This window comes from Halanaerobiales bacterium (assembly GCA_035270125.1).
Classification (GTDB): domain Bacteria; phylum Bacillota; class Halanaerobiia; order Halanaerobiales; family DATFIM01; genus DATFIM01.
Map to the genome: position 1 here is coordinate 1 of DATFIM010000241.1, position 15,864 is coordinate 15,864.

Consider the following 15,864-nt stretch of genomic DNA (forward strand, 5'->3'; position numbering starts at 1 on the left):
CAATCTACAGGAAGAGATGGTTTTAGTAATGTACCAGCAAAAGGATTGACAGGTGAATTTTATGAAGGGCATTATTTTTGGGATACAGAAACGTATATTGTACCTTTTTATTTATATAATAGACCTGAACTGGCAAAAAAATTACTGGTATATCGTTATAATATTTTAGATAAAGCCCGGATAAATGCTAAGAGAGTTAAGTTAGATGGAGCTCTTTATCCCTGGCGAACTATAAATGGCTATGAGGCTTCTGGCTTTTTTATGGGTTCAACTGTACAATATCATATAGATGCTGATATTGCTTATGCTATTTATCAATATGTTACAGCAACTGATGATTATCAATTTTTATATAAAGCTGGAGCAGAAATACTAGTAGAAACTGCCAGAATGTGGTACAGTTTAGGCAGTTATATCGATATCCGTGATGGTGCTTTTTGTTTTAATGAAGTTTGTGGTCCTGATGAATATAAACCAGGTGTAAATAATAATTGTTATAATAATTATATGGCAAAATTCAATTTAGAATATGCAGTTAATATAGTAAAAGAAATGCAGGAAGAGGTTCCTGATTTATATACTGAATTAAAGAAAAAAGTAGATTTAAAAGAAAGCGAATTATTTAATTGGGAAAAAGCTTCAGCAAATATTTATCTTCCTTATAATGAAAAATTGGGTATTAATCCTCAGGATGATTCATTTATCTATAAAAATCCAATAAATTTAGATAATATACCAGATGAGGAATTACCACTTGTTGATAATTGGCATCCTTTGACTATCTGGAGATATCAGGTGATAAAACAGGCAGATGTTATTTTACTTATGTTACTTTTGGGAAATGAATTTAGTCTTGAACAAAAGAGAGCTAATTACGACTATTATGAACCTAAAACTACCCATGATTCTTCATTATCACCGGCAGTTTATAGTATAATAGCTGCAGAAATAGGATATTATGACGATGCCTACAATTATTTTAATCAAATAGCCCGTCTTGATCTTGATAATTATAATGAAAACACCTATCAGGGTGTTCATACTGCAGGGATGGGAAGTGCCTGGATGACTATGGTTTATGGTTTTGCAGGTATGAGAAATTATAAAGGAGTTTTACATTTTAATCCTTATTTACCTGAAAAGTGGGATAGATATAAATTTACAATCAAATTTAAAGGACGTGAGATTTTAATAGAAATAGATGAAGATGGTGCCCATTATACTTTGTTGGAAGGTGAAGATTTATCTATAAAGCATTTAAATGAAGATCTTCTAATTTCTCAAGAAAAAAATATTACTGTACCTTTAAAAGATTAATTATAAAAAATGAGGAGTTTTTAAAATGAAGGAATCAGAAAAGAAAATCTATTTTATGCTGGCTGCTGGAATATTTATAATATCATTTGCTGCAATTTTAATTAATCTTGCAGATGCACCACCAATGATAATTGCTTTTTATAGAATGTTTTTTAGTGCCCTGATATTAACTCCAATATTTTTAGTTAAATATAGAGAAAAGGCAAAGCTATTTTTAGATTATAGACCTGTAATAGTAGGTTTCTTTTTAGCTATTCATTTTATACTCTGGATTACAGCTTTTGAATATACTAATGTGGCTAATGCAGTAATTTTTGTTGCAATGCAGCCTTTATTTACTCTTTTGTTGGAATTTTTATTTGCAAAAGAAGATCTGCGTCAGGGAGTAGTAATAGGTGTTATTTTTGCTTTAGTTGGTAGTATTATTATTAGTATGGGCGATATAAATATGCTCTTTTCTAAAATTTGGGGAGATTTACTTGCTTTAGCTGCCTCTGTTTTTGCTGCTTTGTATTTATTTATTGGAAGAAGTTTGCGAAGAAAGGTTGATTATTTCCCTTATATTTACATAGTATATACTTATGCAGCACTTTTTTTAGGTTTATTTGTATTGATAAGAGGACTGCCATTTCAAGGATATGGACAAATCAATTATTTGTATTTCCTAGGACTGGCTTTAGGGCCTACCTTAATTGGTCATTCTGTTTTAAATTATTCAGTACGTTTTGTACCTACTACTATAGTTTCACTTTCTATTTTAGGTGAGCCTATTTTTACAACAATTTTAGCTTGGTGGATTTTGGGTGAGGGTATAACAATGGTAACTTTAATTGGAGGTTCATTTATTTTAGGTGGAATTTATTTATCAGTAACTAGAAAAGGAAAAACTGACTCAAAAGTTGAGGAAGGAGAAGTAATAATTAATGAATAAGAGTATTATAAAAAAAGCACTGAAAATAAAATTATTTATTACTGATGTTGATGGTGTATTAACAGATGGAAGTTTAATTCTTGGAAATAATGGAGAAGAGTTTAAATCATTTAATTCTCAAGATGGGATGGGAATTAAATTATTACAAAAAAATGATATAAAGGTTGCTATTATTACAGGGAGAAGTTCAAAAATAGTAGAAAACAGGGCTGAAGAATTAGATATAAAAGAAGTTTATCAGGGAATAGATGATAAAATAAAAACATTTAATAATTTGTTAGATAAATATTCTCTAAACTCTAATGAAGTTTCTTATATTGGAGATGATTTAAATGACCTTCCAGTATTAAATGAAGTGGGATTATCTTTTACAGTAAGTAATGGAGTTGATAAGGTTAAGGAAAATGTAGATTATATAACTGAAAAATCTGGTGGAAAAGGTGCTGTCAGAGAAGCAGCAGAATTGATTTTAAATATACAAAGTGATTTTAATGGTGGTGAGGTTTTTGATACGGAAAGGGATTGACAGTTATAAGAAAAATTTAGCTTATGCTACCAAAAACAGCAAGTTATTTTTACTTAGCTGTTTTTTTGTTTTTCTAGCCAGAGGAGGATTAAGAGTTTTATTTAATCTTTATGTACAAACTTTAGGTTATTCAGAACAATTTATTGGTAGTATTTCTTCAGCACGTTTTATAGTTGCAGGTATAATAGCAATTCCTTCAGCAATTCTGGCAGCAAGAATTGGATTTAAAAAAACATTATTATTTTCGGTGTTTTTAGCTATTTTTTCTATAAGCGGGATAGCACTTGCCGAAGGTAAAAACTCATTAATTGTATTTAATGTACTTTGGGGAGCAGCAAGTATGGTTGTTGGGGTTGTTACTGCTCCGTTTTTAGTAAAAAATAGTAGTCCGGAAGAAAGATCTCACCTGTTTGGTTTAAATTTTGCTATGATTATGATCACAGGTATGATTGGTAAATCTTCATTTGGATTTATAGTAGATTTATTAAAAAATAGTTTTGAAGCAGTAATGGCCTATAAGATTGCTATATTTATTATAGTAGCTCTTACATCTATTGGTTTAATACCTTTGTTTTTTCTGGAGCAGAAAAAAATAATTCAAAAAGAAGATATATCAGAACTTATTTTAAGAGTGAAAGATTTTGTTATTGAAGATGGAAGTATTAAAAAATTAATGGTCTACAGTGTTTTTATTGGGATAGGAGCAGGAATGATAGTACCTCTTTTTAATATATTTTTACATAATAAGCTTGCAGCTAGTGATAGTCAGATAGGATTAATTATGGCCCTGGCTAATACAGTTACAGCTTTTGGTTCATTGGCAACACCATTTTTAATTACATATTTAGGTCGAATTAAAACAATTTTTATTCCTCAGATGATTTCAATTTTTTTCTTAATGATGATTGCTCTTGCTGGAAATATATATATTGTAGGTACCGCTTTTGCTTTAAGAATGACTTTTATGAATATGGTAAACCCAGTTATTAGAAATTTTTCAATGGAAGTAGTACCAGAAAAGGAACAGGCAAATGCCAGTAGTATTATGAGGTCAATACGAAGAATTGGGAGGGGTATTGGGTCATTTTTTAGTGGAATATTTCTTGGAAGTCAAATGTATATAATGCCTTTTGTAATTACAGCTATTCTTTATACAACAGCCAGTCTTTTCTTTCTTCATTTTTTCAAAAAATATAAATAAATAAATAAAATATTAAGACTTTTCAATTCCACCTTGACAAGAGGTGGATTTATCTTTATACTATGTTAAGGAAAATAAAATTGTTAAATAGTAACTATTATCATTTAGGTTATTATATTATAATATATCTAAGTTATTGAAGGAGGTGGAAATAATGAGAATTAAAGATAGTTTTGAAAAATTCCTTGCAATTGAAGATAAAAATTATAAAAAAGAAATGCAGGAGAGAAATGAAGAAAAAGTAAGAAGAGAAATGTATAATATGTCATTCATGTAATAAATATGTCGGAGGTGTTTTAATGAGTAAGATTAGAAATAGTTTTGAAAATGTAACCTCTATAGATGTTAATTTTCAAAGAGTAGAAACTAAATTTGATCAATCAAAGAGAAAATCTTTAATGGATGTTAGATCTATTTAACTTGAGTTAAAATAAAATCCAAAGAAGAAGGTAGGTAGTAATTAAAATGTGGATAAGGAAAAATGCTTTGAGTAGAGAGAGTAGAGTTAAATTGGAGAAGAAGCATAAGGATGATTATAAATAACTCCCTTGGCTGGTTAAAAGGAAACCAGCAAGGGAGTTTTTTTAATTTATTCGTTATCTTCAAGTTCATCGAGTCTTTGTTGTATGGCTTCTAATTCATTTTCTAGATTTTTAGCTACATTTTTAAGATAATTTTTTTCATCTTCTTTTGCAGCTTCAGTTTGGGGTGAATTAGCTGGCTGATTTGCAGGAGCATTTGCCGGTCCATAACCTGCAAAATTTCTATAACCTCTACCAAATCCACGACCAAATCCTCTACCAGGCCCGCGACCTCTTCCAAAGCCATGTGCTGCTCCCATTCCTGGGCCAGCTTCCATATAACCAGGTCTATTATTTCCAGCACAATAACCCATTCCACGTCCAGTCATTGGTCCATATCCATCAGGTCCTGTTCTATCTCCTCTTGGCATAACTATCATCTCCTTTTAATATTTGTGTTTATCTTTATTTCTTATATATATTATAAATCAATTATGAACGAATGTCAAGAATAATTTATATTTTTTATTTTTTATAGATTACTCTCCTTTACATATCATCATAATTATAATAAAATTACAATTGATAATAGGATACTTATAATCATTTAGGAGTGGTCTTAAATGGATGAAAAATTTGTTAAAGCAACGGAAATTATAAATGATTCCAGTCATGTTACAGTATTTACTGGAGCTGGAATTTCCGTTGAAAGTGGTATTCCACCATTTAGAGGCGAAAATGGTGTCTGGAATAAATATGATCATGCCCGCTTCCTTGCTTCCTCAAGAAGCCAGTGCAAAAGGGGCCAAAATAATTGAAGTTAACATTAAACCTTCAAATTATACTAATAATATAACAGATATATTTCTAGAAGGTAAAGCAACAAAGGTGATGCAAAAGTTAAATAGAATAATATAATAGAGGTGATTTGATGAAAGATTATTTAATCAGAGCAATAACTACTAATAAAGAAATCAGAGCTCTTGCAGTAAACTCAACTGATACTGTAGAAGAAGCTAGAAAAATTCATAATACAACTCCCCTGGCTACTGCCGCTTTAGGCAGAGTAATGTCTGGAGCCCTTTTGATGGGTTCGCTTGTTAAATCAGGTGAAGAAACTAGTCTTAGTATAAGAGGAAATGGACCAATAAAAAAGATATTAGTTGAAGCAAATCAACAGGGTGAAGTTAGAGGTTATGTTTCCAATCCAAAGCTTCCACTCAAACTTACCAAGTCAAAAAAGTTAGATGTAGCTTCAGCAATTGGTAAAGGTGAGCTGGTAGTTAGGAAAAATTATTTTATGAAAGAACCTTATGAAGGTAAAGTAAAATTAATTTCTGGAGAAATTGGAGATGACTTAAGTTATTATTTTACTAAGTCTGAACAAACTCCTTCTTCTGTAGGAGTTGGTGTATTAGTAGATAAAGATCAAAGTGTAAAAGCAGCAGGTGGTTTTTTAATCCAATTATTACCTGAAGCTTCTGATGAAACTATTGATAAATTGGAAAATAATATTGGTAAAATAAATTCTTTAAGTCGTTTAATTGAAGAAGGAAGAAGTCCTGAAGATCTTTTGGATATTCTTCTTGAAGGTTTTGATTATAGAGTTATGGCTGAAAAAGATGTTAAATATAAATGTAGTTGTAATCGTGAACAGGTAAAAGGAGTTATGATATCTTTAGGAGAAGAAGAGCTTAGAGAAACGCTTAATGAAGAAGGTAAAGTTGAAATAAAATGTCATTTTTGTAATAGCAAATATGAATTTAATGAAAAAGATGTTGAAGAAGCTATTAAAAATAATAATAATAAACAGGAGGGATAATTTTGTTAAAAGAAACTGCAAATATAGTAAGAGGTTTATCTGCTGATGGAGTTGAAAAAGCTAATTCCGGTCATCCGGGAATGCCTATAGGATGTGCAGAAATAGGTAGTCTACTTTTTGGAGAAATTATGGATTTTGATCCAGATAAGCCGGAATGGGTTGATAGAGATAGATTTGTACTTTCGGCAGGTCATGGTTCTATGTTATTATATTCTTTATTACATTTATCAGGTTATGATTTGAGTTTAGAAGATCTTAAAAACTTTAGACAGTTAGGGTCCAAAACTCCAGGTCATCCTGAATATAGTGAAACTCCAGGAGTGGAAACTACTACTGGACCACTTGGTCAGGGAATAGGTAATGGAGTAGGGATGGCTATAGCTGAAAAGATGATGGCTGAAAAATATAATACTAAAGATGAAAAAGTCATTGATCATTATACTTATGTTTTAGCTGGTGATGGCTGTATGATGGAAGGGATAAGTTCTGAGGCATCCTCGCTGGCCGGTCATTTAGAACTAGAAAAATTGATAGTTATTTATGATGACAATGAAATTTCTATAGAAGGAAGTACAGATCTTGCTTTCACTGAATCTGTTGCTGATCGTTATAAAGCATATAACTGGCATGTTATAGAAGATGTAGATGGCAATGATCTTGATGAACTAAGAAAAGCTATTAAAAAAGCTAAACAAACTGATAAACCAACCTTAATTATGGCTCAAACCAGTATTGCCAAACATTCTCCTCAAAAAGAAGGTACAAGTGACGCTCATGGTGCTCCATTAGGGGAAGAAGAAATTAAAGGTTTGAAGAAAAACATTGGTTTACCAGTTGATAAAAAGTTTTATATATCTGAAGATGTTAAAGAATTTTTTGCTAAAAGAAAAAAAGAACTTAAAAATAAAAGAAAAAAATGGGTAGAAACTTTTGAAAAATGGAGTAATAAAAATCCTGAACTTAAAAAAGAATGGGATAATGCAGCTAAATTAGAACTTCCTGAGGATTTAAAGAAAAAAATCAATGATATAGATATTGATTCACCAATTGCTACTCGTAAATCAAGTGGAGCAACTTTACGAAAAATAGCAGATGAAGTACCTTATCTGATTGGTGGTTCTGCTGATTTAGCTCCTTCCAATAAAACTTATCTATCTAAATATGGAGAAATTCAAAAAGATAATTTTGCTGGAAAAAATATTAGATTTGGTGTAAGAGAACATGCAATGGGAGCAATAGCAAATGGAATAGCTGCTCATGGTGGATTTAGACCTTTTGCAGCAACATTTTTAGTATTTACAGACTATATGAGACCTGCTATGAGACTTGCTGCTCTTATGGGTTTACCTGTAATTTATGTTTTCACTCATGATTCTATTTATATTGGGGAAGATGGACCTACACATCAACCGGTTGAACATGTTGAATCATTAAGATTAATTCCCAATCTAAAAGTTATTAGACCTGCTGATGATGATGAAACTAAAGAAGCATGGTATGAAGCATTAAATAGAAAGAATGGACCTACTGCTTTAGTTTTCACAAGACAGAATTTACCACATCTTGAGAAGGAAAATGGAATAAATGGATTTGAAAAAGGTGGTTATATTGTCAGTGGAAGTGTTGAAGATGATGTAGATGTAGTTTTAATGGCCAGTGGAAGTGAAGTATCACTTGCAGTTGAAACTGCCGAATTATTAACTGAAGATGATATTAAATGTAGAGTAGTTTCTATTCCGGATAGAACAAAATTTGCAGAAAATGATCAGAAATATATTAATGGGATTTTAGGTTCACCTGATGTATTAAGAGTTGCTTTGGAAGCAGGTGTTGGCCAGGGTTGGTATCAATTCTTAGGTGATAATCACCATCTTGTTAGTGTAGAAGATTTTGGTGAAAGTGCGCCAGGTCAGCAAGTTGGAGAACATTACGGATTTAAAGCAGAAAAAATAGCTAAAGATATTAAAGATAAACTTTAAAAGAGAATTGGGGGAGATTTTTAGTGAAAAATTATAATGATATTACTTTTGCTTTAGATATAGGAACCAGAACTGTAATTGGCTTAATTTTGGAAGAAAATAAAGACGGCTATAATATTTTGGCTTCAGAAGTGATTGAACATGATAAAAGAGCGATGCTTGATGGTCAAATTCATAATGTAATTGAAGTCAGCAAAATTGTACAAAAAATAAAGAATCGTCTTGAAGAAAAATTAAATATAAATTTAAAAAAGACATCAATTGCTGCCGCTGGTAGAGCTCTAGAAACTGTTACTATTGATTCAGAATTAGTTTTTGAAAATAAAAAATATATTGATGCTAATGATATTCAAAAATTAGAATATGCCGGTATACAAAAAGCTCAAAAAAAATTAGCTGATAATAATCCAAAAAACAGTGCTGGTGATTATCATTTTGTTGGTTATAGTGTTGTTGAATATTATTTAGATGATATTTTTTTAAAAGATCTGGAAGGTCATAAAGGAAAGCAAATTAAAGCTAAATTAATAACCACCTTTCTCCCTCAGGTGGTTATTGATTCCCTTCTTTCAGTTATTAAAAGATGTGATCTTGAGGTAGAACATCTTACTTTAGAGCCTATTGCTGCAGCCAGCATGGTTATACCAAAAGAAATGTATAATTTTAATTTAGCTTTAATAGATATTGGGGCTGGAACTTCAGATATTGCTGTTACCAAAGGTGGATCTATGATTGGATATGCTATGGTTCCTGTAGCAGGAGATGAAGTTACTGAAAGTATTGCTGAAGAATATATGATGGAATATCAATTAGCAGAAAATGTCAAAAGAAAATTAACAGAAAATGATTATCTTGAAAGTAGAAATATTCTTGGAAGTAAAATAAAAATAGAAAGTAAAAATGCTCTGAATTCTATAAAACCTCAGGTAGAAAAAATGGTTAAACTAATTGGGGAGAAAATACAGGAAATTAACCAGAAAAGTCCTCAGGCTTTAATTTGTATTGGAGGAGGTAGTTTAACTCCTTTTTTAGAAGAAGAACTAGAAAAAGAAATGGATATTCCAAAAGAAAGAATTGGTATTAGGGATGGTAATAATTTAGAAAAAGTTAAGGGTGATGTAGAAAATATAGCCGGTACTCAGAGTTTAACTCCAATTGGGATAGCAGTAACAGCCAATGAAAGTAAATCTGAAGCTGTTTTTGTAGAAGTTGAAGTTAATGGAAATAATTTTCAAATATTCAGTTTAAATACTCCTACAGTTTCTGATGCCTTATTAACTGCAGAAATAGATATTAAAAGTTTACAGGCAGAACCGGGAATGGGTTTAACTTATACTCTAAATGGAAATTTGAAATCTATCAAAGGAAGCTTTGGGAAAAGTGCAGAATTGTTTTTAAATGGTAATGAGGCTGACCTAGAAGATGAGATTTCTACTGGGGATATAATAAAATTCAAAAAAGCTAAAAAAGGAAAAGATGCAAAAGCCAAAATCAAGGATATTATAAATAAAAAGTATTTAAAAGAATATAAAATCACTATTAATAATAATAAAACTACTCTAAAACCAAAAATTTTTCAAAATGGGAAACAGGTTTCACTGAATACTGAGGTAAAGGACGGAGCTGAGATTGAATTTAAAAAAATAGAGACAGTTAAAGATGGATTAGCTCAATTACTGGAAATACCTTCAAAAATGATTTCAGATCAAGTTAAAGTCTATTATTTTAATAATAATAAAGTAAGAGTTCCTAAGACTAGATATTTTGCAGAGATAACAAATTCAGATTTGGAATTAAATGATAAAATGCAAAATGATTTAGATATAAAGTTAATAGAAAAAGAAAATGAAATTGATACAATTGAAAATTTATTAAATGAAATGGATTTAGAGAAGAAAGAAAAAACTATAAATCTTGTATTTAATGGAAGTGAACTTGAAATACCAGCTGATAATCAAATTATCAAATGTAATGATAAAAAAGTAGATAAAGATTTTGAAATTAAAGATGGCGATAGAATAAAGATACAAAAAAAAGGAATGACTGTTAATAGATTATTTAAATATATAAATTACAATATTTCTGATTCACTTAAAGAAAATATGGAATTAGTTATTAATGGAGAAAGAGGAAATTATAATGATATAGTTAATTCTGGAGATAATATAAAAATGAAATTGAAGAAAAGGCAAAAGGAGGAGATTTAATGAAATGGGAAGGTAGTATTAGTTTCTTTGGAACTAATGATCTTGAAAAGACAGATCAATTTTATAAAAAATATTTTGATTTAGATATATATAAAGATCAGGGTAAATGTAAAATATATAAAATTCCTGGAGCAGGTATGATAGCTTTTTGTGAACATATGGAAGTTTTAACTAAAAATAAATCTCCAATCATAACTTTTTTGACTGAAAATGTTGATGAAATATATGACAAATTTAATAATATGGATGGAATTGAATTAACAACTCATCCTAAAAAAAATAAAAAATTTAACATTTATCAATTTTTTGCTAAAGATCCAAATGGATATACTCTAGAGATACAAAAATTTCTTGATTGAGGTTGATTATGATGGTTAATATTTTAGATAAAATAAAAAAATTAGCCAATAAATATAATACAGAAATATATTTAACTGGGGGAGCAGTAAGAGATATTATTTTAGGAAATGAAATAAATGATTATGATTTTGCTATAAAAGATGATGTTGAGAAAATAAGCATTGAGTTTTCTGAGACTATTTCTGGCACTCAGCTTGAGTTGGATGAAAAAAATAAAATTTATAGAGTTGTCAAAAATAATATTGATTATGATTTTACAGCTTTAAGAGGAGATAGTATCAAAAAAGATTTAGCAAAAAGAGATTTTACTATAAATGCTATGGCAATTCACCATCATAATTTTAGCAAAATAAAAAATGCTAATAAAAAAAACAATATAAATCAAAAAATAATTTTTGATCCCTACCAGGGAATAATCGATATTAAAAATTCGTTAATAAGAGTTGTAAAATTAAAATCTTTTGAAGATGATCCAATTAGACTTTTAAGGGGAATCCGATTTAAAGCAATATTAAATTTTGATATTGAAAAAAATACTGAAAAATTAATTTATAAAAATAGAAAATTAATAAAAAAAACTGCGCCTGAAAGAATAAGATATGAATTAATAAAAATATTTGAATCATCAAATACTACTGAATTAGTAAATTATATGGAAGATAGAGTTGAAATATTTTCTGTTATTTTTCCAGCTGTAAAAATATTAAAGAATAATGATTATGGTTTCTCCAGTAAAATTAATAGTTGGGAACATGTTCTTGATATGTTAAATTTGAATAATGAGTTTTTTCAAAAACAAGTAATAAATTATTTACCCAAAAAAGATAATATAGCGATGTTAAAATTTGCTATAATATTTCATGAATATAATAATATAATTAACAATAAAAAAATTTCTGAAAATAATAAAAGGATTGAAGAAATATTTAGAAATCTAAAATTTAGCAATTGGGAAATTAAATATATCAATATGATAATAAAATATCATAGTAAAGTTTTTTCTTTATACAATGATAAAAATTTAAACGATAGTAAGATATATGATTTTTTTGAAAAAGTTAGGGATTTTGCCAAAGATATTTTATTTTTGGCTGCCTTAGATTATGTAAGTATTAAAAGATTAGAAGAAGATGGTAACGAAGCTTCTGAGTTTTTGCATTTTATAAATAAGTTATTAAATAGATATGATATTATGATTAAGGCAATTAAAAATCCATTATTAACTGGTGAAGAAATAATTGAGGTTTTAAACATTAGAGAAGGACCTTTAGTTGGTGAATATCTAAAAAAAATAAAAAAACAACAGGCTTTAGGTAAAATAACTACAAAATCTGAGGCAATATTTTACCTAAATAATTTAAATTTTACTAAAGATAATAATAGGTGAGAGCAATGATTATTCCAAGTCCTGCTCCTGCTAGGACTTCAAAAGGGGTATGGCCTACCAGCTCTTTTAAATCAGCTTTTATTTTATTAGGTTTTTTATTTATATGTTCTATATCGAGATTTTTAATAAGATGATTTAAGACATTTGCCTGTTTTCCTACAGATCTTCTTACTCCACTTGCATCATAGATTATTATTAGAGAAAATACAGTAACAATTGCAAAAAGGTCAGAATCAAAACCATATTTTAAGGCAACCATTGTACTTAAAGTAGAAACAAATGAAGCATGAGAGCTTGGCATACCACCAGAACCTACTATTCGTCTAAAATCAAAAGGTCTTTCTGTAAATATTTTCATAAACTGAGCCATAAAAAGTGAAAATAAAGATATATTTAAAATTGACATTTTTATCACCTTTAATTTTATATATTACTAAAATAGAAAAATAAATTTATAATTCATCTTACTTTATTTTATAAAATTTAGGCTTTAACTGCAAGTGTTAATTATATTATTTTATTTATGAAATTAATTTAAATCCAGGAGGGGAGATATATGGCTAATAAAAATAATTTCTCTCTGACAGTTATAGTTATAGTTTTTGCAATAATAACTATATTTGTTGGTTATTTTTTAGGTAATTGGATGATTAGAATGGCTTTTGAAAATCCAGAACAAAGTAATGAAATTTCTAAACAAGAAGTAAATCAAGAGGAAGAGAAAAAAGAAGTTAATATTGATGAAAAAACAGATACAGTAACAACTATTAAAGATCAAAATGGGAAAGTAACGACAGACACATTTTCTAAAGCAAGTTATGCAGTCCAGGTAGGAGCTTTTAATAATTATAATAATGCCCAAAAATTAAAAAAAGAATTAGAAAACCATGGTTATGAAGTTTTAATAACTGAAAACAAACCTCACAAAGTTAGAGTAGGTCCTTCTTCTGAAAAAAAAGGGGCTGAAACTATTAAAAAAGAAATTGAAAAAATTGGATATAATGGTTTTGTTTTAAATATTAATAATTAATAAAATTATTCAATTAAAATTATTTTGTGTAAATTTAAACAACTTTAATTATCCTTGTTATTATATGTCATATAAGTTATAATATATAATGGTTAATATTCATTATTGTTATTTAATACACTTGACAAAGGGGTGTGAAATTAATGAGTTTTCTAACATTCAAACAGGGGATTCATCCTGATTATAAAAAAGAACTTACAAATAAGGAACCCCTAAATGAAGCAAAGAGGCCTAACGAAGTTGTTATTCCTTTACAGCAACACATTGGTGCTCCATTAAATCCAGTAGTTGAAAAGGGAGACCATGTTGATATGGGCCAGAAAATAGGTGATACAGATAGTTTTGTAGCAGCTCCCGTTCATGCTTCTGTTTCGGGAAAAGTAAAAGATATCACCGAAATTCAAACTGCTTCAGGTGCTAAAACACTTTCTGTAATTATTGAAGCAGATGAGGAAGATAAGTTAGCTGAAAATTTAGATAAGCATGAAAATTATGAACATTTATCTCCAGATGAAATAAGAAATATTGTCAGAGAAGCTGGAATTGCAGGTATGGGTGGAGCAATGTTTCCTACACATGTTAAATTATCAGTTCCAGATGACAAAGAAGTTGATTATTTTGTATTAAATGGAGCTGAATGTGAACCATATCTCACAGTAGACCACAGAATGATGGTTGAAAGACCTAATTCGGTCTTAAATGGTATGAAAATAATGATGAAAGCAGTAGATGTCAAAAAAGGGTTTATTGGTATTGAGGAAAATAAGCCTGATGCTATTGATGCAATGGAAAAAGCTGTAGATGATGAAGAGCATATAGAAGTAAAAGTTTTTGAAACTAAGTATCCTCAGGGCGGCGAAAAAATGATGATAAAAGCTGCTTTAGATAGAGAAGTACCTGTTGGAGGTTTACCACTTGATGTGGGGGTAGTAGTAAATAATGTAACAACAGCTGTTGCAGTATCAGATGCTGTTAAAAAAGGTATGCCTTTAATAAAAAGATCTGTAACTGTAACTGGTTCTGGAATTGAAAATCCACAAAATTTTATTTGTAGAATTGGAACAAAAATTGGTGAACTAATTGAACAGGCTGGTGGATTTAAAGATGATGTAGGTAAAATTGTTGTTGGAGGGCCTATGACTGGAAGTGCTCAGCATAGTATAGAAACTCCAATTGTAAAAGGTAGTTCAGGAATATTGGTTTTACCTCCTGAAGAAGTACAATATTCTGAACCTGAACCATGTATTAGATGTGCACGTTGTGTTGATGCATGTCCTATGTCACTGGTTCCAGTTAAATTAGCTAAATATGCTGAACATGATATGTATGAAAAAATGGAAGAATTTAATATTCAAAATTGTATTAAATGTGGATCCTGTTCTTATATTTGTCCATCAAGTAGACCATTACTGCAAAATATTGAAATTGGACAGGCAGAACTTGCTGCTAAGCAGCGTGAAGATGAATAAGGGGGATAGTTATGAAGAATGAAAAATTAGTTATTACACCATCACCACATATAAAAGATGATACATCTTTAAATGAAATTATGTGGACAGTTATAAAAGCATTGATACCTGCTATGTTAGCTGCAATATATTATTTTAGAACCCGAGCTATTTTGCTTATACTGGGTAGTGTTATTGGTGCTGTACTTACAGAATATATTTTTCAAAAAATAAGAGGAAAAAAAATAGCTATTTCTAATGGAAGTGCTATTTTAACAGGAATATTATTAGCTTTAATAGTACCACCTAGTTTACCGATTTGGACAGTAATTGTTGGTAGTGCAGTCGCCATAGGACTTGGGAAACAGGTCTTTGGTGGACTGGGTTATAATCCATTTAATCCAGCATTAGTTGGAAGAGCTTTCTTAGTGGCAGCTTATCCAGTTTTAATGACCAGCTGGACATTTGATGGTAAAACAACTGCTACACCACTTAATTTGATGAAAGCACAGGGGGTAGCAACTGATTATTGGGATTTATTTATAGGCCATATTGGTGGAAGTTTAGGTGAAACTTCTGCTCTTGCAATTTTACTGGGAGCAGCCTATTTGATATATAAAGGTTACATAAATTGGAGGATACCAGTAGGAATTTTAGGAACAGTAGTTGTATTAACAGTTATTTTTGGTCATGATCCTATTTTCCATCTATTTTCAGGTGGATTATTGATAGGAGCTTTTTTCATGGCTACAGATATGGTCACAAGCCCTGTTACGAAAAAGGGACGCTGGATATTTGGATTCGGTGTTGGTTTATTAGTTGTACTCATACGTCTTTGGGGTGGTTATCCTGAAGGAGTTATGTATGCAATTTTATTAATGAATACAGGTGTACCATTAATTGATCGTTATACAAGACCTCGAAGTTTAGGAGAGGTGAGCTAAATGAATAAAAATATTGGCAAATTAGTAATGACCTTAACAATAATTGGTATTATATCAGCTCTTAGTCTGGCATTTGTATATGAATGGACTACTCCTTATATAGAAAAACATGCTGCTAAAGCACGTGAAAGTGGTATTTTTGAAGTAGTTCCTGAGGCTGAAAGTTATGAAGAAGTTACGAAAAATGGAAT

The 15,864-nt window shown here is 29.8% G+C and carries 17 protein-coding genes; 15 read left to right on the forward strand and 2 right to left on the reverse strand.

Going from position 1 to position 15,864, the window contains the following annotated elements:
- The 5 genes from VJ881_11660 to VJ881_11680 all read left to right on the forward strand — a co-directional run.
- On the forward strand, positions 1–1,317 hold a 1,317-nt coding region (locus tag VJ881_11660; GenBank protein HKL76712.1), incomplete at its 5' end, for a glycosyl hydrolase family 65 protein.
- A 25-nt stretch (positions 1,318–1,342) separates the two neighbouring features.
- A complete protein-coding gene (locus VJ881_11665) occupies positions 1,343–2,248 on the forward strand; it encodes a DMT family transporter (protein HKL76713.1) in 906 nt (301 codons plus the stop codon).
- Entirely contained in the window at positions 2,241–2,774 is a 534-nt protein-coding gene (gene kdsC / locus VJ881_11670; GenBank protein HKL76714.1) for a 3-deoxy-manno-octulosonate-8-phosphatase KdsC, read from the forward strand. The genes VJ881_11665 and kdsC overlap by 8 nt, the downstream gene beginning before the upstream one ends.
- Complete coding sequence (locus VJ881_11675) at positions 2,755–3,975, forward strand: MFS transporter (protein HKL76715.1); 1,221 nt, start codon at positions 2,755–2,757, stop codon at positions 3,973–3,975. The genes kdsC and VJ881_11675 overlap by 20 nt, the downstream gene beginning before the upstream one ends.
- A 154-nt stretch (positions 3,976–4,129) precedes the next feature.
- The gene (locus VJ881_11680; protein HKL76716.1) at positions 4,130–4,252 is read left to right on the forward strand and encodes a hypothetical protein; all 123 of its coding nucleotides are present in this window, start codon (positions 4,130–4,132) and stop codon (positions 4,250–4,252) included.
- A 312-nt stretch (positions 4,253–4,564) separates the two neighbouring features.
- On the opposite strand, the gene VJ881_11685 is transcribed toward VJ881_11680, so the two are convergent.
- Positions 4,565–4,927: a DUF5320 domain-containing protein gene (locus tag VJ881_11685; GenBank protein HKL76717.1), complete on the reverse strand. Its 363-nt coding sequence runs from the start codon at positions 4,925–4,927 to the stop codon at positions 4,565–4,567.
- Positions 4,928–5,119: 192 nt separating this feature from the next.
- Between VJ881_11685 and VJ881_11690 the strand changes: the two genes are divergently transcribed.
- From VJ881_11690 to VJ881_11715, 6 genes are all read left to right on the forward strand, one after another.
- A complete protein-coding gene (locus tag VJ881_11690) occupies positions 5,120–5,314 on the forward strand; it encodes a Sir2 family NAD-dependent protein deacetylase (protein HKL76718.1) in 195 nt (64 codons plus the stop codon).
- A 113-nt stretch (positions 5,315–5,427) separates the two neighbouring features.
- A complete protein-coding gene (gene hslO / locus VJ881_11695; protein ID HKL76719.1) occupies positions 5,428–6,318 on the forward strand; it encodes an Hsp33 family molecular chaperone HslO in 891 nt (296 codons plus the stop codon).
- 2 nt (positions 6,319–6,320) lie between these two features.
- Positions 6,321–8,297: a transketolase gene (tkt, locus tag VJ881_11700; protein HKL76720.1), complete on the forward strand. Its 1,977-nt coding sequence runs from the start codon at positions 6,321–6,323 to the stop codon at positions 8,295–8,297.
- Positions 8,298–8,320: 23 nt separating this feature from the next.
- Complete coding sequence (locus VJ881_11705; GenBank protein ID HKL76721.1) at positions 8,321–10,504, forward strand: cell division FtsA domain-containing protein; 2,184 nt, start codon at positions 8,321–8,323, stop codon at positions 10,502–10,504.
- Entirely contained in the window at positions 10,504–10,863 is a 360-nt protein-coding gene (locus tag VJ881_11710) for a VOC family protein (GenBank protein ID HKL76722.1), read from the forward strand. Before VJ881_11705 ends, VJ881_11710 begins: the two co-directional genes overlap by 1 nt.
- An 8-nt stretch (positions 10,864–10,871) precedes the next feature.
- Positions 10,872–12,251 carry a hypothetical protein gene (locus VJ881_11715; protein ID HKL76723.1) on the forward strand — a complete coding sequence of 460 codons (1,380 nt, stop codon included), beginning with the start codon at positions 10,872–10,874 and terminating at the stop codon, positions 12,249–12,251.
- On the opposite strand, the gene VJ881_11720 is transcribed toward VJ881_11715, so the two are convergent.
- Positions 12,232–12,657 carry a divergent PAP2 family protein gene (locus VJ881_11720; GenBank protein ID HKL76724.1) on the reverse strand — a complete coding sequence of 142 codons (426 nt, stop codon included), beginning with the start codon at positions 12,655–12,657 and terminating at the stop codon, positions 12,232–12,234. The genes VJ881_11715 and VJ881_11720 overlap by 20 nt on opposite strands.
- Positions 12,658–12,807: 150 nt before the next feature.
- On the opposite strand from VJ881_11720, the gene VJ881_11725 reads away from it, so the two are divergent.
- The 4 genes from VJ881_11725 to VJ881_11740 form a co-directional block, all read left to right on the forward strand.
- Positions 12,808–13,281 (forward strand): SPOR domain-containing protein, encoded by a 474-nt coding sequence (locus VJ881_11725; protein ID HKL76725.1) that lies wholly within the window; start codon positions 12,808–12,810, stop codon positions 13,279–13,281.
- 143 nt (positions 13,282–13,424) lie between these two features.
- Positions 13,425–14,750: an electron transport complex subunit RsxC gene (gene rsxC / locus VJ881_11730; GenBank protein HKL76726.1), complete on the forward strand. Its 1,326-nt coding sequence runs from the start codon at positions 13,425–13,427 to the stop codon at positions 14,748–14,750.
- Positions 14,751–14,761: 11 nt separating this feature from the next.
- Positions 14,762–15,673, forward strand: coding sequence for an RnfABCDGE type electron transport complex subunit D (locus tag VJ881_11735; protein ID HKL76727.1), 912 nt, complete (start codon positions 14,762–14,764; stop codon positions 15,671–15,673).
- Positions 15,674–15,864, forward strand: a 191-nt coding sequence (locus VJ881_11740) for an electron transporter RnfG (GenBank protein HKL76728.1), incomplete at its 3' end; no start/stop codon positions are given.